This window comes from Maribacter sp. TH_r10, from assembly GCF_033101095.1.
Lineage (GTDB): Bacteria > Bacteroidota > Bacteroidia > Flavobacteriales > Flavobacteriaceae > Maribacter_A > Maribacter_A luteus.
Window position 1 is genome coordinate 190,700 of record NZ_JAWMPY010000006.1, and the last position, 21,704, is coordinate 212,403.

At 37.2% G+C, this 21,704-nt stretch carries 20 protein-coding genes and 1 pseudogene; all 21 read right to left on the minus strand.

The features are described from left to right. Window positions 1-136: 136 nt before the first annotated feature. Window positions 137-1,069, minus strand: a pseudogene (corA, locus tag R3X28_RS14775) (magnesium/cobalt transporter CorA). 341 nt (window positions 1,070-1,410) lie between these two features. Continuing rightward, on the minus strand, window positions 1,411-2,043 hold the full coding sequence (locus R3X28_RS14780; RefSeq protein WP_317665295.1) for a class I SAM-dependent methyltransferase: 633 nt from the start codon (window positions 2,041-2,043) through the stop codon (window positions 1,411-1,413). Window positions 2,044-2,057: 14 nt separating this feature from the next. After that, complete coding sequence (locus R3X28_RS14785; protein ID WP_317665296.1) at window positions 2,058-2,699, minus strand: hypothetical protein; 642 nt, start codon at window positions 2,697-2,699, stop codon at window positions 2,058-2,060. A gap of 183 nt (window positions 2,700-2,882) precedes the next feature. Then, the gene (locus R3X28_RS14790; RefSeq protein ID WP_317665298.1) at window positions 2,883-4,472 is read right to left on the minus strand and encodes a glycoside hydrolase family 43 protein; all 1,590 of its coding nucleotides are present in this window, start codon (window positions 4,470-4,472) and stop codon (window positions 2,883-2,885) included. Between the two features lie 11 nt (window positions 4,473-4,483). Then, window positions 4,484-5,071: a hypothetical protein gene (locus R3X28_RS14795; RefSeq protein ID WP_317665300.1), complete on the minus strand. Its 588-nt coding sequence runs from the start codon at window positions 5,069-5,071 to the stop codon at window positions 4,484-4,486. Between the two features lie 31 nt (window positions 5,072-5,102). Beyond that, window positions 5,103-6,413 carry a Kelch repeat-containing protein gene (locus tag R3X28_RS14800; RefSeq protein WP_317665302.1) on the minus strand — a complete coding sequence of 437 codons (1,311 nt, stop codon included), beginning with the start codon at window positions 6,411-6,413 and terminating at the stop codon, window positions 5,103-5,105. Window positions 6,414-6,524: 111 nt separating this feature from the next. Next, window positions 6,525-7,355 (minus strand): pseudouridine synthase, encoded by an 831-nt coding sequence (locus R3X28_RS14805; protein ID WP_411556619.1) that lies wholly within the window; start codon window positions 7,353-7,355, stop codon window positions 6,525-6,527. A 174-nt stretch (window positions 7,356-7,529) separates the two neighbouring features. After that, window positions 7,530-10,061 carry a cellulase N-terminal Ig-like domain-containing protein gene (locus tag R3X28_RS14810; RefSeq protein ID WP_317665304.1) on the minus strand — a complete coding sequence of 844 codons (2,532 nt, stop codon included), beginning with the start codon at window positions 10,059-10,061 and terminating at the stop codon, window positions 7,530-7,532. Window positions 10,062-10,530: 469 nt separating this feature from the next. Next, window positions 10,531-11,325, minus strand: coding sequence for a hypothetical protein (locus tag R3X28_RS14815; protein ID WP_317665306.1), 795 nt, complete (start codon window positions 11,323-11,325; stop codon window positions 10,531-10,533). A gap of 190 nt (window positions 11,326-11,515) precedes the next feature. Next, entirely contained in the window at window positions 11,516-12,010 is a 495-nt protein-coding gene (locus R3X28_RS14820) for a hypothetical protein (protein ID WP_317665307.1), read from the minus strand. A gap of 300 nt (window positions 12,011-12,310) precedes the next feature. Next, window positions 12,311-13,198: a hypothetical protein gene (locus tag R3X28_RS14825; RefSeq protein WP_317665309.1), complete on the minus strand. Its 888-nt coding sequence runs from the start codon at window positions 13,196-13,198 to the stop codon at window positions 12,311-12,313. 149 nt (window positions 13,199-13,347) lie between these two features. Next, a complete protein-coding gene (locus tag R3X28_RS14830) occupies window positions 13,348-13,842 on the minus strand; it encodes a DUF6653 family protein (protein ID WP_317665311.1) in 495 nt (164 codons plus the stop codon). Window positions 13,843-14,545: 703 nt separating this feature from the next. After that, entirely contained in the window at window positions 14,546-14,812 is a 267-nt protein-coding gene (locus R3X28_RS14835; protein ID WP_317665347.1) for a type II toxin-antitoxin system RelE/ParE family toxin, read from the minus strand. Between the two features lie 32 nt (window positions 14,813-14,844). Continuing rightward, window positions 14,845-15,240: a type II toxin-antitoxin system ParD family antitoxin gene (locus R3X28_RS19390; protein WP_411556618.1), complete on the minus strand. Its 396-nt coding sequence runs from the start codon at window positions 15,238-15,240 to the stop codon at window positions 14,845-14,847. Between the two features lie 152 nt (window positions 15,241-15,392). Further along, window positions 15,393-15,977, minus strand: coding sequence for a hypothetical protein (locus R3X28_RS14845; RefSeq protein ID WP_317665312.1), 585 nt, complete (start codon window positions 15,975-15,977; stop codon window positions 15,393-15,395). Between the two features lie 839 nt (window positions 15,978-16,816). Further along, window positions 16,817-17,731 carry a hypothetical protein gene (locus tag R3X28_RS14850; protein WP_317665313.1) on the minus strand — a complete coding sequence of 305 codons (915 nt, stop codon included), beginning with the start codon at window positions 17,729-17,731 and terminating at the stop codon, window positions 16,817-16,819. Between the two features lie 131 nt (window positions 17,732-17,862). Then, window positions 17,863-18,264, minus strand: a complete 402-nt coding sequence (locus R3X28_RS14855) for a GNAT family N-acetyltransferase (protein WP_317665315.1) — start codon at window positions 18,262-18,264, stop codon at window positions 17,863-17,865. Between the two features lie 62 nt (window positions 18,265-18,326). Then, a complete protein-coding gene (locus tag R3X28_RS14860) occupies window positions 18,327-18,857 on the minus strand; it encodes a DUF1572 family protein (RefSeq protein WP_317665317.1) in 531 nt (176 codons plus the stop codon). A 20-nt stretch (window positions 18,858-18,877) separates the two neighbouring features. Continuing rightward, window positions 18,878-19,615 carry a hypothetical protein gene (locus R3X28_RS14865; RefSeq protein WP_317665319.1) on the minus strand — a complete coding sequence of 246 codons (738 nt, stop codon included), beginning with the start codon at window positions 19,613-19,615 and terminating at the stop codon, window positions 18,878-18,880. 128 nt (window positions 19,616-19,743) lie between these two features. Next, on the minus strand, window positions 19,744-20,196 hold the full coding sequence (locus R3X28_RS14870) for a GNAT family N-acetyltransferase (RefSeq protein WP_317665321.1): 453 nt from the start codon (window positions 20,194-20,196) through the stop codon (window positions 19,744-19,746). A gap of 20 nt (window positions 20,197-20,216) precedes the next feature. Further along, the gene (locus R3X28_RS14875) at window positions 20,217-21,701 is read right to left on the minus strand and encodes an amidohydrolase family protein (protein WP_317665323.1); all 1,485 of its coding nucleotides are present in this window, start codon (window positions 21,699-21,701) and stop codon (window positions 20,217-20,219) included. Between the last annotated feature and the right edge of the window lie 3 nt (window positions 21,702-21,704).

Sequence of the window (21,704 nt, forward strand, 5' to 3'; positions counted from 1 at the left end):
TAGTCGGGGTTCAATCGTTTTTGGCAATAAGTGTATTTTTAGACCAGTGTTAAGTTCTTGAAAATGTCCTACCCATTTCAGAATTTCACAATATTTTTTATTCTTCCGTAAGGGTTTATTTAAAAAAGGCCATGTATCAGAGCCATCTTTTACGTTTAAAGAACAAAAGCGTCAAAACAGAAGATAGTACCATTAAACCTATTGCTAAAGGGTAACCCCAGGTCTTACCCAATTCCGGCATAAATTTAAAGTTCATACCATACATACTGGCGATCAGGGTAGGGGGCATAAAAATTACCGTTACCACCGTGAAGATCTTAATGATCCGGTTTTGTTCCATATCCACCAAGCCTTAAAACGTGTTTTGTAGAAACTCAAGGCGTTCAAAGTTAAAGCTGGTATGGTCTAACAAAGAACCAACATCCTTGATCATTACCCTGATATTTTCATAATCCTCTTGCGGAAAGAATTTACTCTTCAATATGGCAGAAAGTATGCGTTGTTTTTCAATGATGTTTTCACGTATTGAAATGGTGGATTCTTGAAAGGTGGTTATTTTCAGTAAAACTTCACGCTCAATGGTATTGTCCTTAACCAACCCCCTACTGATTCCGGTAATCTGTTCGGTAATATTCTCGATTAAATCGGCATCAAAATCTATCCGTGTGTCCAGTATGGTAAGAAATACATCGATCCCGGTTTTTGGCCGTATCGATTTTACCTTTTTATAAGTGTCTTGAAAGGTTTTGTATTCATGTTCGCGCTGGGTAATCAAAAAGTCTTTCCTTAGGATAAAAGAGACTGGATCATTAATATGTTTGTTGTTTTCCTTTCTTAAAAAGTTCAGGTTGATCCCTATTTCATTTTCAGTTTCGTTGTATTTGGAACTCGATTCGATTTCTTCACTTTCTTGGGAAGTGAATAATTCTACCCCAAAATACTCTTCAATCCGTTCTATTTCCTCCTTGGTCGGATTGATCAAATCTATCCAGAAGATATTTTTATTCAAAGATTCAAGTCCGGTTTCTACTTTGAAAAGACCGTTTTCGATGCTTGTATGTGTGATCATTCCACTTCGTATTGACTAAGGGTTCTTGATTAAGCTTTTCGCCAACGAACCTTTGTAAGGAAGAAATCGTTGAAAATCAGCGCGTATTCATTTAAGGGAGGCTAAATTTATAAACTTAGCGCCATAACAAGGGCAAACAGGGCATTTAATTTATTGATAAAACCTATTTCCTTTATATCGGTGTTTATTGTTTCTATTATTTAAATCATCTAGCCATCTGCGTAGAACATAAAGTCTAAGCGAGCCTGAAAGTAGTATAATTAACAAGAAAACCATAAATTTTACCGTAATGCGGGCATCTTTGAAATGGGGATTGATTTAAATATGGTTGACTGCCATTTTCATTTTTTGGCAATAATAATCGTATGTGTTTCAGTTGAACCATCGGATTTGGGATATTCTTTTTCAATATTATGGATTACCGAAAAAAAGTTTTTGTCCAATTCTTTTATGATGGCTTTTGGGTCATGATAGTAAAAATAGGTTCTATCTCCACTACTACCTGTAATATACCCCGATCTATCATAGTCCCCAGGTACGAAACTTAAATAGAGAACCGCCTCTTTGTTCATTAATTCCTTACAATCAGAAATTAATTTGGAACAATCTGGTTTTGATAGGTACGGTATTGTAAATCCGCAAATGATAGCATCAAACGAATTCCCGATATCCCGTAAATTGCGACAATCCATGATTCGAAAATCAACCTCGGGAATATTCTTTTTTGCCAATTCTACCATGTTCGTGGAAACATCTATGGCCGTTATATGACTGTTAGGATTGTTGTTTTTCACATAACGGGTGATATTACCGGGGCCACAACCAATTTCAAGAACCCTAGCCCTGGGCTTGGACCATAACCCACAGAAAACATCATAGGTGTCATTGTATAAATCCAGCTGCATGAATCTTTCCTCGTACAATGGGGCTACTTTATTCCAAGTGTCGAATGTTTCTTGGTATTTATCTTCCATTCTTAAAGGTTTGGTTATGGGGTTGTGTTATCAACCGCAATTACCGGAGTTGGGTCGTTTTCCTTTATTCTGATACGACATTTCCTTTCGATATCGAAAACATTCTTCACTCCGGAGATATAAATGATATCGGGAACGAATTTGTCGGAACCCTTACTTCGACTTTTCATTTTGCCCGTTCTCATTTCCATTTCCAGGTCTCCATAAAGATTTTTTTGCTTCACTTCAATATTCCCTGAAAACTGCTCCCAATCCTTTACGGTCAATTTTCCGTTCCTGTATTTTATAAGCCTGGTTTCGGTACCAGCAAAAAATGCACCTTTTTGAAACAGCATGACCAGCGCCCAAATGAGCATACCAATGCCCACAGCGACAAAAAGACCAATAATAAGACTAGGTACCAATACAGGTTCCCAATTTTCCAAACTACCAGAGGTGGGTACATCGTTGGTTTTGAAATGTACTTCCTGGCCAGAAACCAACGGAACGATAAAGGCTATGACAAAAATGCTGATGAAGGCATTCCAGAACAAGGAAAAAAACAGCATGGACATACCTTTCTTACGCGGATAGTTCCTTTTGGTCCTTACTATGAAATCTGGTTGTTCGGGATCGATTATGTTCTTTAAATCGATAGGAATACTGTTTATATTCATTTTTTAGGCGGGTTATCACAAAGGGTTTGGCATAATTGGTTAAAAAACACACATTAACAATGTGTTGCGGAAACAAGATAGTAAAAGTGGTTCTAATTTGTGTCGTTAATTTTAAACGCCCTGTCATTAGTCTCCATGACAGCCGATCCCTGAAAAGATAAATCGTGACTTCAAGACCTTTTTCTAAGCTTTAGTTTCTTTATAATCAAAATAATCAAAGTCGGCCGGTAGTCTCCTTCCTGTAAGATCTTGACAGCACAGACCTACAAAAGCCCCTGTAAATGTGGCATTCTTATCGCCTTCCTGAAATTCGTCGGACAAGGTGCTGCAATCTAGATCGGGACCTATGCCTTTCCAATTTTGACCATCTTCCGAGTATTGGAAATTCAGTTTGTCATAGCGTACATTTAGACGAAGATAGCTTTCCTTATGTTCGTTCAAAGGAATCTTTTTTTCCAACGGAAAATCAATATTCCCTTTTACGCTGCTCATAATATCGAGACATTTACCATGTTCGGCATCGTGGGTCACATATAGGTAATAGAAGTTTTCATTATCGTAAAAAGCGGTTAAACCTGCCATTTGTTGAAAGCTTTCCGGGTTAAAATCGAGACATGTGCCTGCAGAATAGCAAAACGCTTGTTGTCGTCTTACTATTAATGCTTGGGTATGGTGCGAATTTATCGATTCCCGCCCCTTAAGTCGTAAATATCCGGGTCGTTCGGTCAATGAATAACTTTCAGAATCCAGTTTTACCCTTAGGAATTGAAAGTTGATGTTGAGTTTATCATCATCAAAATCATCCCTTATAGGAAGGGCATCCCATTTGCATTCAGGAAGTTTTGGGGCCGCGACCGTTAGTTGGGGTTCGTTACCACCACATTGCAAACGCAGCCATCCGTCGGGTGTCCATGTCATCTTTTGTAAGGCGGTTTCACGTCCCATGATGCATCTTCCCCTAGAAGGAAGGTATCTACCACATAAATGGGCCAAATACCATTCCCCTGTCTGTGTTTCTACCAATGATGCGTGTCCGGCCCTCTGTAATTCCAATGACGGATTGTTGTATGATGTTAAGATTGGATTTTCCGGATCGGTTTCATAAGGTCCGGCAAGTTGTTTTGAACGTGCCATGGTAACGGCATGTTTATATACCGTGCCACCCTCAGCGGTCATGAGGTAGTAATAGCCGTCTTTCTTATATATATGTGAACCTTCTACCAGCCCTATTTCAGTACCTTGATAAATATTGGTTATGGGGCCGATGAGTTTTTTTTCCTCCGTTGAATACTCTTGTAATAAGATTCCACTAAACGGATTCTTTCCTTTTCGGTGGTCCCAAAGTACGTTGGTCAACCATTTTCGACCATCGATGTCATGGAACAATGAAGGGTCAAAACCTGAACTGTTCAGATAAATGGGGTCTGACCAATCGCCCATGATATCGTCGGTGGTAACCAGGTAATTATGTACATCCTTGAACGGACTCCTAAATGTCTTCACATCGGAAAAAATGAGATAAAAAGTACCCTTGTCATAGGAAAGGCATGGAGCCCAAACACCACAGGAATTTGGATTCCCGGCCATGTTCAATTGGGAAGTGCGATTAAGAGGATGGGTTAACAACCTCCAATTGACCAGATCTTTGGAATGGTGGATCTGGACACCTGGAAACCATTCGAACGTTGATGTTGCAATATAGTAATCATCTTCTACCCTTAATATCGAAGGATCTGGGTTGAAACCCGGAAGTATGGGATTTTTTATTTCCATTGGTGTTTTTTTTAATTCTTTTTCTTAGGAGGTTTGCATGCTTTGCAATAATCGGATAGTAAATCTATTTCTTTGAGTACTTCTTTATGTTCTTTTTCTAGAAGAGCCGTATTGGTGCCAAAGTCGGTATCCGCATAAATCTTGGAGCTCACTTTATTACGTTCCGCGATCATTTTGTCAAAATATGGCTGAAAGAAGGTGACATTGGAGAACGTTTTTTTGTTCTCGAACAGTTCTTTCCTGATCTTTCTGGTGTATAGTTCAGACAGGTCAAAATCATATTGGACCAGATTGGCCAATTGTACGGCCCTAATGCTGTCGGGGGCTATTAGAGTTGCGGCATCTTTTTGAAAAGTACATGTTATTTTTGAATTGAAATTTTTAGTGAACATAAATTCAAAGTTGCTCATTTGTACGGCTAATTCCATACTAACGCCCGATTGCACATAAACCGAACTCCCTATTTGGTTTATTTTCGATTTTGGCCCTTTGAAATCCTCGATCGTTATTTGGTAATCCGGACTCCATTCAATTTTAGTTTCCTGACCTACTAGGGAATAGCCGCAAATTATAAGAATGAAAATGAGTTTATAGTGCATTGGATATTGATTGTTAACGTTATAATTAAATTTATTTTGTTCGTATTTCCATGGTTTCCTTTAGGTTACCATTATAGTAAACCTCTAGAAAGGCTTTCCCGTTTTCAACTTTTCCCCGATGTTCTATTTCAATCTCAAATTTACCGTTGGGGTCAACTAAAAAGTTATCGGACTTTGATTTAATAGCAAAATTGTCTTTTGCCGCTCCGGATATCTTTATGGAAGTGACAAAACTACCCGTATTACCGTTTTTATTGTGAACAGTGATCGATTTGGTGTTGCCTTCCGCAATTTTTACTTTTTTAGGTACGACCAATTCGGAAGCGATTAATTTTTGGCCATAGGGTTGGTCTTTATGATACACCTCCATATGGTGTTGGTTTCCCCCGCCTCTGGTTGGGGAGCCGGCAGCAATATATATACCTTCCCCGGATAAAATGGCCTGCGTGCCATGTCGTGGGTAGTGCATGGGGGCTTTATCTGTCCAACTTTCTGTTTTAGGGTTATAGGCTTCCACAATGTTGAACGCAGGACCTTGTTTTTCCCCTTCGCCACCCATGACGAATAATTCGTTGTTAAACGCGATAATACCCGGAGCAGCCCTAGGTGTAGGTAAATCGTTTTTCAACGTCGACCATTTGTTGGTTTTAAAATCATAAACGTCAACGATACTGATCAGTGGTGAAAAAACCCCGCCTTCACCACCAGATTGTCTTCCACCTACGGCGTAAAGCACATCATCGATAATGGCAGCATGAAAATGATCCCGTTTTTGGGAAGCATCTTCTAAAACCGTCCAGCTGTTTTCTTTGGGGTCGTAGGCATCGAACCAATTTACGTATCCACCGTCATGACCTATGGTATTTCCCCCAATCAAATAAAAAACATCGTTATAAACGACCAGTCCGGCACCACCCCTTCTTCTGTCTTCAGGAATTTCAGGTCCCCGTATCCATTGATCGGTAGGAGGATGGTACAACCAAATGGCTTCTTCAGGAATTTCCCTTGGGAAGGAGTTGGTCTTAAATGCACCGATCACCCATACAAAACCTTTATAAAAAGTCGCTTGAAAATGATTGAATTCTTTCGGCACTTTGTTTCCCGCTTTTTTCCATGAATCATTCCCAAAATCGTACACCTCCAACGTTTGTGCATTTTCCCTTCCACCTAATAAATAAAAGGAATCACCGGCTTGTACAAAAGAACACTCATGGCGTGCGGTGTAATTCTCATTCTCGTTCTTGTCAATCCATTTATCGGTAGTTTGGGAGAATAACAGAAATGGTACTGAAAACAGGAAATAGGGTAGGAGACATTTAAATAAAAATTGGATTTTGGTCATGATTTAGTTGGATTAAATGACAACCAAATTTAGTGAATATTATACCGTCTTGGCTTTTATGACATGTTGAAAAGGAATGTTTTTACTATTTGTTTTCGGACATCAATTGAGTTATTCCAATTGACCGAAGATTTTTTTGAACCTTTCGGGAAAGCCATCTGTTAGGTACAATTCTTTCTTTGTAAACGGATGGATGAATTGCAGGGAATAAGCATGCAGGTACAGCCCTTTGCCATTAAGGATCAAATTTTCAATCCCATAATCCTTATCTCCCAATATCGGGTTGCCGATACTCGATAAATGCTTACGTAATTGATGTCTACGACCAGTTTGGGGTTCAAGTTTAACCAAGTTGAGTGTACCGAACCTTTCTGAAGCTACGGATTTACAAAGGGTATAATTCGATCGCGATTTCTTGCCATCGATATCTGTAGTTATTATTCCTTTTTGGTTCATTTCGCCAATAGTAACGGCATAGTAGGTTTTTATTATGGCACTTTGTTCAAATAATTTATTCAAAGCACGTATACTGCCGCTTGTTTTGCCTGCTAATAGAATGCCCGTTGTGGCAAAATCCAATCTATGTACGGGCTGGGGAGTAGTGGCATCGGGAAGGTTACTTTCTTTTAAGTTCTGTGCCAAAGCATGGGCAATGGTCTTAAAACCGTTACCGCTGACAAGGATACCACCAGGTTTATGGATTACTGCTAGGTATTCATCTTCAAATAGGACCTGCAGGGGAAATACCAGTTTTTTTCTTGGCACCTGTACTTCTGGTATTGATAGGCGTATATATTCCCCACCATGGATATAAGTTGCCGTTGTGGCTATAACATCATTGACCGTTACCAATTGTTTTTTTATCGCCTTCTTTAATGCCGATTTTGTCGGTACTGAATTGAAAATTCCTACGCCATACTCTTGTAACCGTACAGGAGCAATTAGTTTGGGGGCAATATGGGTTTCGATTGGTTTAATGCTTTTATAAAGTGGTTATGATCTATCGTTGGTAACGGTCAGCAATAAAACGTATGATGTCTTTTTTAATGGAATCTACGAATTTAAAACAACTTCGGTCTTTGGTCCAAGGATTGATATAGTATTAAGAAATACCCGTTATTTGACTAAATTCTTAAAAGCCGACCCAAAAATCAGATAGTTGGTATTACCACCAATTGTGCCTTCGTTTTGTCCCCAAAGAAATGGCCAATCGTCATAATTTTCAAAGTGATCGGGTTTTCTGAACAATATTCCTGGGGCTACATTTCCTGGAATAAATGAGAAATCTGCCCTGTTATTACCATAAAACACTTTTTTTGGACGTGCTGCACCTACCGCTGCCACTAAGGAGTAATTGTGGTACGGATGGCGGCCAAAAAGCCAATTGGAAGTCTTGAAAGCATGACTGGCGTCAATGATATCCGGAAAATATTTATTGGCAAAGCAGATGGTGGTACCAAAACTGACTATGGTTCCGCTCCGTGCCCAATTACCCAGGCCAATAGGTACTCCATATGGATTGTCATTTTCAAGCTCGTCTATATATTCTTTATATTTTACTACATATGGGTGCAGTTTTTCTTTAAAAGCGATATCCATGTGAGGTATGGCCTCCAAAGCGGTCAATATGGTAAAACTTACGTTTTTATCAAGTGCAGGCCATAAAAGTTCCTGGAATTTATCTTTGTATTGTTGTTCTTTGGTTGAGATGTACAGTTGCAAGTTGGTGGTCATATTTGCTGAAATGGCTCTCCACCCAAGGCTGTCCTGCGGCTGTTCGGCTAGTAATTCCGTAGCCTCCTTCAGGAGTCTTTTTGATTGTTGCAATGTCCTTGCAGAAAGATCGTCGTTATATCCTTTCAACACCCGGCTTGTCGCTGCAAACATAGTTGCTGCCCTAAGATCGAGACCGGCATTACGACTTGTAAATGCCCACATATCATCCTTGACTCCGCTCGACTGGCCATCAGGGGCCACTTCGTAAGGACCAAGGTTCGGATTATAAGGGAGACCGTCTGTTATCGATGCTGCGTCACCGAGGTGATGGTAATTATCTAAAACAGAGTTCGAAAGTGTTTGTGCCATGTGGCCGATAATCTCTGCCTGGGCCACTAGGTTCAGAGTTCCATGCTCAATAAATTGTAATATGTCAGGGGTTCCATCCGGACGGTGAAGATCAACATAACGCTGTTTCTCATCAACAAAAGTCTGATCGCGCAAGGGTTTAAAATATTCCCATGTTTTAACAAAGTTCTGTACCACACCAATGTTAGATCCTGTCTCGATATCAAAATCCCCGGCATCGAAAAAACCGCCAACGTTTAACCCTGGAATCGTTTCCATTGGCTTATACTTTGTATCGGTTGTTGGCCCTTGACCATGCAGGTCAAAGTGATCGGTATTCGGTGGAGCCTGGAGATAACCCTCCTTGAATGGCTCGCCGTGCCACACCCTGTACGCCTCGTTGACGAACATGTGATTCATATGTATGGGGATCCATATATCACTTGTGGCATCAGTGATATTGTCGTAAACGTTGTTTTCAATTAAAAAGTTGTTTGTTTTAAAATTTCCATACTTTATATAGTATATACCGGGAGTATTGACTGAAGAAAAATCGAATTTAACGTAGTGGTATTTATAATAGTCTCCCCATGTTGCGATATTGCCACTGAAAACTTCAGTTGCCTTACCATCGTTACCGATTTTGTAAATCGATGCTTTTTCAAGGGGTTTATCATGTTTGTCGAGTTCTATGACGGCTACTTTTTGTTGCGAGGGGAGATAACCCACCTGAGAGAAACCGATATTCGGATCCCTTACCCAATCGTTTATGGCATTTGGTTCAACGGTCCAGGTCAACACCTTGCCTGTTTTCCCTGCTGGAAGCAAACTGCGTACTACAAACCATCCGTTTTGGGCCAATACGCGGCCATCGAATAGCATAAGATCTGCTTCATGTGAGGTGATTTTCACCAAACGTTCTGGTTTATCGGGTGCAAGGATAATGGAACGGCCGGTTTCGAGGGGTAAGGGCTCTATAAATCTGCCCGTTCCTCTGTCGTCATAAGTTACGTACCCTTTGAATTGTTTAAGTTTTTCACTATTGGGCCTCGTTATAGTGTTGCCTACCACATAGCGTGGAAACCGATTTATACGGCCATCCATCAGATAGGTCTTTGCCCAATATTGAGAGGGTAGAAACTCTAGATTGAATCCGGCACTCCCTTCAAGTTCCTTAGGAAGCGGTTTGTCCAGGAAAATGGCAATCTCAACACCTTTACCCTTAGCCGTAACAACTACGCGTGAATCAAAATCGTAATCTCCATACCTTAATGTAGCTTCAATGCTTTTCGATTCTTTATCTACCTTTCGGGTTGGTATTTCAGGAACAAGATCCCACTGCTCTGGAGTACTGGAAAGTCTAACAGCCCCACCTTGTGCTGTTCTGACACCATGATGAATCAATTCAATGCCGGCGGTCTTCTCATCATTGAAACCTCCTGTAAAAAGGTTGCTGTACACTAGTACATTCACACCTTGCGTCTCAAAATATTCTAGGTCATTGAGTTTCAATTCCTGGCTGAAACCATAATTACATGCTGAAAATAGTAGTACTAAAAGTGATAAAACCGTTGCTTTTTTCATATTGGGCGAAAATTAAAAACGAGCTAGATAGATATAAATTTGTAATCCTTTATGGTGTTGTCCACAGAAGTTTGAACGTTGAATTCATTATTGAAAATCTTTTGCAAACAAAACTATCTTCCTAATTTGATGTATAGTGATACCGGTTTTTAAATCCATATTTTAAAGGTAACGGCTTGTATGTTTGATTTATAAATAAAGATACCACATTAGTTCAATAGATTTAATCAAAATAAGGGGTAAAGAGGTTCGGTTAGGTATATTTTAGGTTATCGGTTCATAAATGGATCATTCTTGCCGGACTATGTTGTGATAAGGCCTAGTTTCATTTAAATAATGGAAGTTAAATTGAAATGATTACTTGTTTATTGCAAATCTGTTTTATGGGAATTAATTACATCTACAACTGCTAGTGTTGTTTCCCCTTTTTTTACGGAACAATTCATCATATACCTAATCTGCCTTTTGATTAATCCGCTTCTTTGAAAGCCATGCTTTTTGTTTTCAGATATTTCCAGACCTCTGTTGTGCTCTTGTTAGACAGACTTGGGAAATCTTCTTGGATCAGGCAATACGTAAGAAATCCGTCGATGTTCGCCTCGGGGATATCGAAACTTTCCGATAGTGTTTTCTTTGAGAACTTAGATATGATCTTCTTCTCCAGTTCCATGTTTTCATCACGTGCGATCATATCCTCGAAAGATTTGGTTCTACCAGAAAGCTTGTTCATTATTTTATGTGTATTTATTACTAGTGCTATACCATAATAATAAACATATTTTCCTCTATCGGCTTCCAAGAGCAAACGTTCACTTTGGGTCATTACCTCTATATTGGCATTTGGTAACCCTAATGAAGATGATGTAACAACAGGTTTAAGGCCAAGCCTCTCAATGTCAAGGTCTATTTTCCCTGTTAGATTATAAGGGGTAACCGTGACTTCATTTAAATTGATAACGTTCTCTGAAAGGTTTATGACGACTAAATTCTGATTAATGATCGTATCGGTAATAATGAATTCCTTCGTTTGATATTGAACCGCACTAACCTGTAGTGTATCTTTCAGTTTTACTTCAATGGAGAACAGGCCCAAAGTATCGGTAATCGTGGATTTTTTAGAATTCAGGTTGACGATCAATAAATTGGAAACATCATTCCTAAGGCTTTTTACCGCACCTTTCAATATTCTTGGTCTTTCTTGACCCATTCCTGAAATAGAAGTCAATATGATCAATAGTAGCGATAGTCCAAATTTTTTCTCCAATGGTGACGTGGTGTAATTATGACAAAATGCCTTTTTAAAAATAAGGGATTATGTATTTGTAAGTGGTTAGGTTAGGTGTTTTTTAACACCTAATTGGCATACAAACCAATTAAAAATCAGCAGATTCCGACATCGCTAAATTAGGATATAGGTTAGGATTGGCTATGAAGAATAACCGTTTAACATGATTTTATTTGACCTTTTTGAATTTAGTGCTCAGATATACTTGTTTCCATTCACCATTTTCATAAGATCCGACTTTGAAATTATAGGTGGAGTCATCAACATACTCCCACATATCGGTAACAGTTGAGGTTCCATAGGTATATTGATATATAATATTCTTTCCTTCGGAATAAACGCTTCCTTTGGTCAATCCTCCGAAAACATCGAATTCCCAAAATTTTATACTATCGGTATTTTTATCATACTGTCTTATTCCATGATTTCGCAATCCTGTCTTAGTTTGTTCCTTATTGATGTATCCATACGATTCAGCTATGACTATCGTGCTATCCAATGAAAAATGAAACCTGATTTCTTGATCGAATTTATTTCCGTCTCCCCAAGTTCCACTTGCTTTCCAAGATTTTCCCACAAGATTATTGAATATTGAAAGATTGGATTTTTGGGCATACGTAACAGTACTTATCAATAAGATGAAAATTAGTATTACATTTTTCATAAGTATATGTCATGGTTTGGTGGGCCGCAAGACCCGTCGTGAAACTAATTTAGATAAAGAAAACGGAATTTTAGTAGAATTCATAGGGATTTGGGGAGAAGGTGCTTACTTCCAATGTACGTGTAGCCAAATTTCTAGTTTCTATATTTCTCAAAATCTTACTCAATTTACTTTAATACGAATGACGTGAAAGCAAAAAGTTCATTGGTTTTGAAGTAGGGGTAGCATATTGTGTAACTATGGACAACGTTCGGGGTCTGCACAAGCGATACCCCAAAGGCGCATTCCTATATAGTGTTTTTAGCACATCCAGCTCCAATAGCTATTATTTATCAAGAATTCCCTAAATGATATTTCAGGTATTTTTTCTCCTGTACCTTTTATGAAAAACCTTGATTCATTTCTATTCCACCCCAGAATCAATTCATTGGTTTTCAGTTTGCAATACAGATCATAAATATTCTTTAGTTCTTTTAAATATTCGTTCAACTCTTCCATAGATTCAAAACGATCATCTTCAGGTCCAAGTAATTTTGATATTAGTGTGTTGTCCGAAGATGATATTTTATCAAAAGAGCCGTTTAATAAATAAGATATGGTATTTGGGTCTGATATTCCTTTTGCTACATTTCTAATGCCATAGAGAAATTTATAAGGTTCCTCTACTTTGTATCCATAACAAATTAAATTTTCACCTTTGGGTCTTAATCCAAAGGGGACCAATTCAATTTTAACTTTGGTATCTGTTCCAATCCTAGGAATTTCAATGTCAATAAAAAAAACCGAATAGTCGCTTTCGCTATCGATATGTTCTGATGTAAAACTATTGATACCAAAATCAATGGGTAAAACTTTTTTTAGGTCCAGATTGGATGAGATTTTTCTTTCCCAACTGCATTCTACTTGATCTGATTGAAGGATTACATACTTACCCTCACTGTTTTTATAGGCTCCAACCGTAGAATTACACGAACATCCACAAGTTGGCCAGCTACCAGAGATTTTTAGGTAACCGTTTTGGGAGTCATCGATCTTGTTGAAATCAAGAACCCCATCATCGTCCATATCTTCAAACATGGAGTAACAATTATTCACCCTACCCCATAAAACCCCACTTAAAGTTTCCTGCTTTTGTCCACATACCAATGATGGAATTACGATAACAAAAAACAATAGTATATTTTTCATGATTTGCTTATTAAAGGGGTTCTGCTTTATTGTTTTCCAACGTGTTTGTATTTGATTTCGTGACCTCTTTTCAGTGTCTAAATTAGCAAATACAAACCGAATGGAAAATCCGTGAGGATTTTCTTAAGTAAGCAAAAAGAGGCAATAAATTATATATGTTGTTGGGTGTTCGTTTTCATTTCTCTAAATATCCAAACCATTCTATCTAGAAACCACATTTTAGACATATAAGCCGTAATCGCACCAATTATTGTCAAGTTTATTTCTAGTTTCCATAAACCTATCATTAAAATAATTCCGCCAACAGTTTGTAATATGGTTAGAATGAGAATTGGTGTAGAGTGGTGTTTTGGTACTGATACTGTTTTTCGTTCAGCCCAGTACCTTTCTCCTAAAACGGCTTTTGCACCCCAATTCTCTATGCTTTTTGGCTTCTTAAATAAGGTTGGATTTATAATTATCCAAATAATAAGAATAGCAATCGGAATTAGACAATACCATCCAATCCAAATTCTTGACCATACAGCTAGAATTATAAAAGGTAATGTAGCAAACCTTGTCCATATAGACCAAGGATTGGTATGCTTCATCCAACTCTCCCCATCAAGTTTGAATATTTTAGCTATTTGTTTTTCTAAGGTCATATTTCTATTTGTTTTTTTACTCCCATTTAATTTTCAGTAGTGGTATTTCATTTTCAATAAATTCATAATAATTTGGAATTTCATTTAGGTTTTGTTTCTTTAAACTGTCTGTATCTAAATCAAATTGCAATCCTTTCTCCAAAATATTCCCAAGATTATTCAATGCTATTTCGATTTAGTAACAAGTTTACATTTCCATTAATAGAACCTTTACTTGCTTTCAGTGAATCTTTCACATCTTCATTACTTCTCCTATTTTTTCTGAAATAGAAATTATTTATTTTAATATGGAAGATGTAATCGGTAGCGCGGTTTTATTTTTGATACTATCATTTGATACTATCAAAGATAAAATCATTTGATCTTAATTATTTTATGAAACGGAATTTTTTAATTAGGCACAACGCAGTGCTATGTGTAGTCCATGTTATTCGCTTATCACCTCTCATCCTATGCCAATAGCAATCTGTCATAGCGCTGCGATGATGTTGCATTTCCAAAAAAACCGGGCAACATCTGCGAGAGCAGTGTGCGGGAGGGAGCGGTGGCAAAATGAGATGAAGGGATTTTGGTCGACGCAGACGTTCTTGCATAGTGAACACATGAATACCTTTAAAAATCAATGAAGATGATAGGGAGAATACTGGCAGATTGAGCTAAGTTTTAGTTGTTTTTTAGCCCAGTTCATGTTGTGAGGAGTTTTTTATTCCAGTCGTTTTTTAATATCCATTCTCTGATGTAAAATTCTAACGATTTCAACAATTTCATTTTCAACTTTTCTGTAAAAAATTAGATGCGATTTGGTTTTCGTTGCTCTATAATTTTTTCGAGTTTGCTCTGCGGATTTTCCAATGAGAGAGTTATCCGAAATATATTCAATTTCTGCTATTATTAAACCGTAATATCTGTCTGCTTGTTCTTTAGACCATTTGTTAAGTGTATATAACCAAATTTTGTCTAAATACTCTATCGCTTATTTGCTTATGCGATACTTGTTTTTACTCATAAGTGTTTGTGATGTAACTCTTTCAGATGCTGTTGTGGGTCAAGGTTTTCATCAAATCCGCTGTTTTCTCCAACTTCGAGGGCTTTTATAAGTTCTCTTTCTTTTTTTTCTTCATGTTCTAACAAACGTAGTGCGGAACGAATAACTTCGCTAACCGATCTATATCTACAAGAATTCACTTCTTCTCTGATAAAATCCTCAAAATGATTGCCGCGTGATATTGATGTGTTTTTTCCCATTTTGACTATGATTTTACCCAAAAAATACCAAATCTTGGTAACGTAGTCAAATTGCACATAACGTTTGGGATAAGCGTAGTACAGTGCTACGCCGTCTGCGTTAGCAGTGGGCGAGTTGGGCGCTGGCCAGTTTCCGTTTGACGAAGAAGCCAAAGCTTTTTGTTTTGCTTTTTCTTTCTTTTTTCCAAAGTTAAAATTAAAGATTACGAGACAGCGAAATATTCAATTTAGCGACTTTATAAATATACACAGACTTATCGATTAAGCCGGAAGCCCTTATTGTTTATAGGTGTTGTTGATATTAGTTATTTGATTTGATAATACTTAAGTTCTTCTTCCACAATGAATTTAAAGAACTTATTTTCCGTTTTCATCTGGTCAATTTCTTTTTGTTCGACTAGTTTTTCGAAGTGCCTGTCTTTCTCAAAGATTTGTTTCAAATCCCCGTTGAATTTATACGCACTTTGAAACATTTTGATTCCTTTCTTTAGTTGCTCCACATTTGGTAAAGATTTGCTTATAAAACTTTTGACCGACCCATTGTGAGAAACAAACAATTCACCCGTACTGCCATTAAAGGGATAATAGCAATTCTCATTTCCGTCCGTTTTTTTAAGAAAAAGTAACAAACGTTGTCCTTTTTCAATTTTTCCAACTCTAGCATCACAACTCCATTCCTCCCAGATTTTCACGTTAACATTGTCAGGAGATTTTCCTTTCACAAACTCATTAATTTCAAATGTGTATTCGTCAGAACTAACATTTGAAATTGTTCCGTCGATAATTAGTTCCGATTCTGATATTGCTATTGCATATGGATGAAATATTTTTTTTGGCAACGAAAAACTTGTTACCACTACAAAGATTATAAGGAGATTAATTTTTTTCATAATTAATGCCTAACACAGCGCTATGTGAAATCTACGCTATTTTATGGAAATATAGTGAAAACCATTATAAGTTTTCTACGATGTTGGGAATAAAATGACGTGTACCACCGAGCAAAGCGACCGATGAACACCCGTAAGATAAGCAAGCAGCGATGTTAAATTGCATATGACGCTGCGATGATGTTGCATTTCCATAGGACAGGGCGACATCTACGAGAGTAGTGTGTGAGAAGGAGCGGGGGCAAAACGAGATGAAGGGATTTTGGTCGACGCAGGCGTTCCAAGCGCAGCGAACACAGGAATACCTATAAAAATCAATGAAGATGATATGAATAATGCTACATCATCGTGTTTGTATATGGTTTGTTGCGTGGTTTAGCACTTAACTTTGCAAGTACACACCAAACTGAAAATCCGAGAGGATTTTCGTAAGTAGGCTAGAACTAGCAATAAATTATATACGGTGTGCCTGTTGCACAAGTTAAGAAAAAAGTCATTGTGGATCATTGCCGATCGGGAAATGGATCGTAACTTTAGGTATGCGGGGGAAAAGGAGTATCAAGAAAAGCGGTTCGCCCATTTTTAATTGACGATCGCCTACAACCTGAAGAAATACCTGAAATTCATCGAAAAACGAACGAAAAGTGGGGCGGGAATGCTTGCTTTGTTATTTTTTATAAAAAACAGGTGCCAAGAACTTGAAAGAACACTTGTAGGCCCCCCTAAAAATCTAGAATGCCCAGTGTCCTAAAAACAAAAAGCCCCTAAAAAGGGCTTAAAAGAGGTCTTTTTTTTGCTGTTCAAGGGCTTGTGCAACGGTTACATTGTTGGTAATATGTTTAATTGCAAGTTTCATTTAATTGCTGATAATCAGATAGTGAAACTGTTGGGATTTCTTGACTATTTTGAATTTTAATACAGATTAAATTTGGATTCCTATCCACCCTTAAGTCAATTAATTCCAGATTGTTGCTTACATCAAGACTAGTTAGTAAATTACTTGAACTATATAGGTGCGTTAAACCAATATTATGTTCAAGATTTATGTTTTGAAGCATATTGCCAGAAATTGCCAAGGTCTCTAATAATGTATTAGAGCTAAAGTCTACTGTTGTAAGTTGATTAAGTATTAGGAGCACGTTTTTTAGGTTTAAAGCATCATTAGTGTCAATAGTTTTTAGTAAGTTATGACTAATGAGTAACACTTCAATAGATTCATTTTTAATATTAATTTCTTCAAAGTTATTAAAGGATAAATTCATTTTTTTCAAATTTGTTAATTTCGATAGCCCGTTAATTGTACTAAGTTCATTTGACTGAACATCCAATAAAATTAGATTTGGATTGTTGCTAATGTCAATACTGGTAAGATGATTTCCATTAAGAAATAAGGTGTCCAACTTGGTATTAAAGCTTAAATCAATATCATTGATTTCCTGTCCTGCCGCAGACAAGAATGTTATGTTTATAAACCCCTCAATTCCTGTTAAATCACTTATTTCACCAAAATTGGCAGAAAGGTTTAGATCCAATGAGCTTACTGCTTCAGCGTCTGATTTTAACATTTGTTGATTAACGATGCCGTCTGAATCTATGCCTTGCTCAATTAATTTCGTTTCAAAATGAATATCTGGAATATTCAAATAAATATCGTTTGTTTGGTTGTCATCGTCATTGGAACATGATATAATTAGAAACAGTGTTAAAGAAAAGATGGGGTAAGTGATTTTATTTCTGCAAAAGGAAAATTTCATATAAGATTTTTAGTAAGAATAGATGGCTCTAAAATAATTGCTAACGGTCTAGTATATGGCTTAACTTTGATTAAGCAACCAATGAGGGATATATGGTGTTGTCCATCAGGCTTTTTCGTATCTAAATTAATTTATTCAGTTCTCCGTATGATAAATCCATTTTCAACTTTTTCAAACCCAATTTTAGGATAGTATTCCATTGCAATCGGTGCCGAAAGTAAAATCAACGCAGTTTCTTTTCCGATCTCCTTTGCAGTTAGTTCAATTAGTCGTTTTCCAATTCCTTCTTTTTGGTATTCACTTTTCACTGCTAAATCAGACAAATAACAAGCATAACAAAAATCAGTTATTGCGCGTGATATTCCAATGAGTTCATTATTTAGCCACGCGCTTATAATCAGATTGGAATTTTTATACATTTTAGTTATTCGGTCGCTATCTTTTGTCGGCCTTTTAATTCCCGAACTATCATAAACCTCAATTATTTCTGATGTTTTAGGAACTACTCCGATTTTAAATTCTATGCTTTTCATTTATTTTAATCGTTCTTTCAGCTTGTGCACAAATGGTCAGTTACGTTTTGTTATAGCTCGTTTTATTTTAAATTTCTTTCGAATTCTCTTTTAATATATTCAACAGATTTTCCTTTGGGTATCGATGGTGATTTCCATTTCTCATTTAAAATCATTTTCCCTATATATGTGATTTGTCCAATATGATATGGGTAATGAGCCATTTGTCGCGTTATGCTTTCAATCAGTTTTACTTTCTTATTTCGTATTAAAATTGTTTTGTCAAAATTATTTTCGTCCAAACTATCCAAGGCATCAAATAAACATTTCCAACCTAATTCCCACTTTTCTTTTAGTTCAATAGCATTTAAATTTTGTTTGCTGAATTCACTTTCTCTATTTCTCCATTCTTTTTCACCGTCACTTTCAAAAAAATCTGTCCATCTTGAACGCATGTTTTCGGATAGGTGAATCATAATACAAGCTATATCATTACTTGCTTCATTATATTTCCAACCCAAATCTTTTTCTGATAATTGTAAAATAGTTTTATCTGCAACTTCCTTATAGGATTTAAATTGCTTTTTTATGTTTTGTAAATATTCTTCTACCATTATCTTTCTTTATATTGATTTTATTCAATCAACTTCATAATCATTTTTCTACCACCAAAATCAATTTCCTGTTTTAGTATTTTTCTTGTTGACATATCAATGTAATAAGTACTTGTAGTGGAATTGTCTGAAATCTCATCTGTTGTTTCAACCTTCCACACCTGCTTTAACTCTCCATTGTGTTCCGTGGTAGATTTTTCGGTATTCTTTATTGTTGCTGTAATGACTCCAATTTTTGATTTTGGATTATAGTCGAAAATAGAAATAGTGTTTGAGTAACCATTTTTTAAAGGAAGTAGCCTTATAAGTTGAGGATACATATTACTGTCAAAAAAGGGCTTGTGCGCTTCTTCGGATATCTGTGTTTTAGTGCTGGATTGTTTATCTAAATAATAACCTGTTATTTTCTCGTCAAATTTTAAAACCATATCTCTTTGCTGATTGAATGAGGAATGGTAAATAGGCCCAAAGTTGTGCGTTCTAACTACAGTGCTGTCAACCCATTTACCAGGTGATTGTTTCATAACTACAGTAGTTATGAAAAATACACTGTCCTTTTCTTTCCTAATTTCGGTGTCGATGTCTCCTATTTTAATTTCGATTGAATCCTTAATCATAAACCAAGACATTTTCGAAATTTCCGACTTAAGCAGATTCATATCGGCAGGATTGTTTCGTGGGCTCAATGGTATTTCTTGGCTAGTGGCTTGAGTAGAAGCCCCCAGTACAAACAGTACAAGGCAAATTATTTTTTTCATTTTTAATAGTTTTGTTGTAAGTAGCCTAGATAAAGTCTTTGTTACAAGTTTCGGGTTAAGTCCACATTATGTACAACATTGGTGAGTAAATGCGGTTATACCATGTTGGCAAAAGTTTTCCTATCTATTTAAAAATGCATTTTCATGCCTTCATGGCTGGCGTTGAATCCAAGGGATTCATAAAAGCGAATGGCATCGGGACGTTTTTTGTCGGTGGTCAACTGCAATACATGGGCGTTACGTTCCTTCGCTCTTTGGATGGCCCAGTGGAATATGGTTTTTCCAATACCAAGCCCTCGATGATCTTTATGTACGCGAACTCCTTCGATTTGTGCTCTTATGCCCCCTTGGTACGTTAAATAAGGGATAAACGTCATTTGAAAAACAGCGATGACCTGTCCAATGTCGTTTTCAACCACGATAAGTTCTTGGTTTGGGTCAGCATCGATTCGCTCAAAGGCATCATAATAGGTTTTGGGCAATGGGATGGTATAATTTTCCCGTTTACTGCCCAAGGGGTCGTCCGCAATCATTTCTACAATAGCCTGAACATTTTCTGAGGTCGCCTTTCTGAATTTCATGGTTTCGATATTTTTAAATTTTACTCTTCCATTGCTTTTGCTGAAAACGCGCTTCTATTTATTAGGTTTCCATGAACAATTACTTGCGAAATGTCATTATATGCTGTGATATCTTGAAACGGGTTTTTGTTTAAAATCAATAGATTAGCCTTTTTCCCCTGCTCAACAGTACCATAGAGGTTTTCAAGTTTAAATGCCTTCGCATTTTCTATGGTTGCCATAGCCAAAATTTTGTTCAAGGGAATTCCTGCACTTTCCATTTCTAACATTTCCAAATAGCCATTATACCCGGGAGGATTCCCATAGGTAGGGGAGGACGGTGTATCCGTGCCGAACAATAACTTTCCTCCATTGTCATGCATATATTTCATGCTGAGCTTACCTTGTTCAGAGATACGGTTGAAATTGGTTGCAATACTATTTTTTGGGGCATTACCAAATACATTGGCATACATTATATTGGTGTTTGCCTTGTAATATGTAATCAACTCGTTTGGCAATACATGCTCCAACTCGGAATCATTCAGGTAATTGGAATCCGTAAGCTCCCTCAAACCATTGATTACTTGCAAGGTTGGCATATAACCGACCTTGCCTTTAATTTCCGCATCCAGTACGTCTTTTATCTCCTTAGGAAGTACCATTGTGGAATCTAACCTGTGGCTGCCCCAGTTCCACAACCCATGGGCCACAACATCTACTTCTGCCTCTGCCAAAAATCTATGGGCTTCCAGCGAATTTCCATGAACCGCCAAAACCAAGTTGTTTTTGTGAGCTTCCCTTTTCAAATTAGACATCAATGTTTGGGAAGGAGTCGGAAAACGTGGTTGTGTAGGATCAAATCCTGGTTCGTAATAGGTTTTTAAAACAATTGCACCGGATTCAGCTATTCTTTTGGCTACGGCCTGTGGGGTATGGTTTTCTTTTACGTAATTATCCGGAAAGGGATAAGCCTCGTTCTCCTGATAAACAAAATTGGGAACCTCATCTTTCCAGTTGGACAGCCCATAGCCATTTCCGATTACAGCACCGCCACCTGCATAATATAGCTCTGGTCGTATTTCCATTTTTTGAAAATCGACCAACCTGTCGGGGTTGGCGGCCCCCAAATCAATTAAGGTGGTATAACCAAAATATAAATAGCTTTTTGGTAGTTGGTTTCTAAAGCTTTTTACAATCTCAGGGTTTTCTAATTCCTCTTTATCTGATAAAGCATCAGTAACTGTAACATGGACATGACTATCGATAAGTCCGGGAATGATATATTTACCTTTTGCGTCTACTGTTTTAAATGTCCCTTTGAGATTAGGCTTATAAATTCCTATAAATACAATATCATCTCCATCGATTACGATATAGCTTGCTGATGATAAGGTTTGATTTTCTGGAGATATAATTCGGGCATTTTCAATAACCAACCCATTTTCTAATGAAATTAAAAGGTCACTGTTTTTACAAGAGAATAAGATGAAAATTGAAAGTATTAATACTGTTATTTTATTCATTTT

Bases quoted from the DNA above. Each gene is read 5' to 3' on its own strand.
- R3X28_RS14860 (WP_317665317.1), bottom strand. From the start codon at position 18,857: ATGGTAGAAGAATATTTACAAAACATAAAAAAGCAATTTAAATCCTAT.
- R3X28_RS14785 (WP_317665296.1), bottom strand. From the start codon at position 2,699: ATGAATATAAACAGTATTCCTATCGATTTAAAGAACATAATCGATCCC.
- R3X28_RS14830 (WP_317665311.1), bottom strand. From the start codon at position 13,842: ATGACCTTAGAAAAACAAATAGCTAAAATATTCAAACTTGATGGGGAG.
- R3X28_RS14795 (WP_317665300.1), bottom strand. From the start codon at position 5,071: ATGCACTATAAACTCATTTTCATTCTTATAATTTGCGGCTATTCCCTA.
- R3X28_RS14800 (WP_317665302.1), bottom strand. From the start codon at position 6,413: ATGACCAAAATCCAATTTTTATTTAAATGTCTCCTACCCTATTTCCTG.
- R3X28_RS14845 (WP_317665312.1), bottom strand. From the start codon at position 15,977: ATGAAAAAAATTAATCTCCTTATAATCTTTGTAGTGGTAACAAGTTTT.
- R3X28_RS14855 (WP_317665315.1), bottom strand. From the start codon at position 18,264: ATGAAAAGCATAGAATTTAAAATCGGAGTAGTTCCTAAAACATCAGAA.
- R3X28_RS14870 (WP_317665321.1), bottom strand. From the start codon at position 20,196: ATGAAATTCAGAAAGGCGACCTCAGAAAATGTTCAGGCTATTGTAGAA.
- R3X28_RS14810 (WP_317665304.1), bottom strand. From the start codon at position 10,061: ATGAAAAAAGCAACGGTTTTATCACTTTTAGTACTACTATTTTCAGCA.
- R3X28_RS14875 (WP_317665323.1), bottom strand. From the start codon at position 21,701: ATGAATAAAATAACAGTATTAATACTTTCAATTTTCATCTTATTCTCT.
- R3X28_RS14780 (WP_317665295.1), bottom strand. From the start codon at position 2,043: ATGGAAGATAAATACCAAGAAACATTCGACACTTGGAATAAAGTAGCC.
- R3X28_RS14850 (WP_317665313.1), bottom strand. From the start codon at position 17,731: ATGAAATTTTCCTTTTGCAGAAATAAAATCACTTACCCCATCTTTTCT.
- R3X28_RS14865 (WP_317665319.1), bottom strand. From the start codon at position 19,615: ATGAAAAAAATAATTTGCCTTGTACTGTTTGTACTGGGGGCTTCTACT.
- R3X28_RS14820 (WP_317665307.1), bottom strand. From the start codon at position 12,010: ATGAAAAATGTAATACTAATTTTCATCTTATTGATAAGTACTGTTACG.
- R3X28_RS14825 (WP_317665309.1), bottom strand. From the start codon at position 13,198: ATGAAAAATATACTATTGTTTTTTGTTATCGTAATTCCATCATTGGTA.
- R3X28_RS14790 (WP_317665298.1), bottom strand. From the start codon at position 4,472: ATGGAAATAAAAAATCCCATACTTCCGGGTTTCAACCCAGATCCTTCG.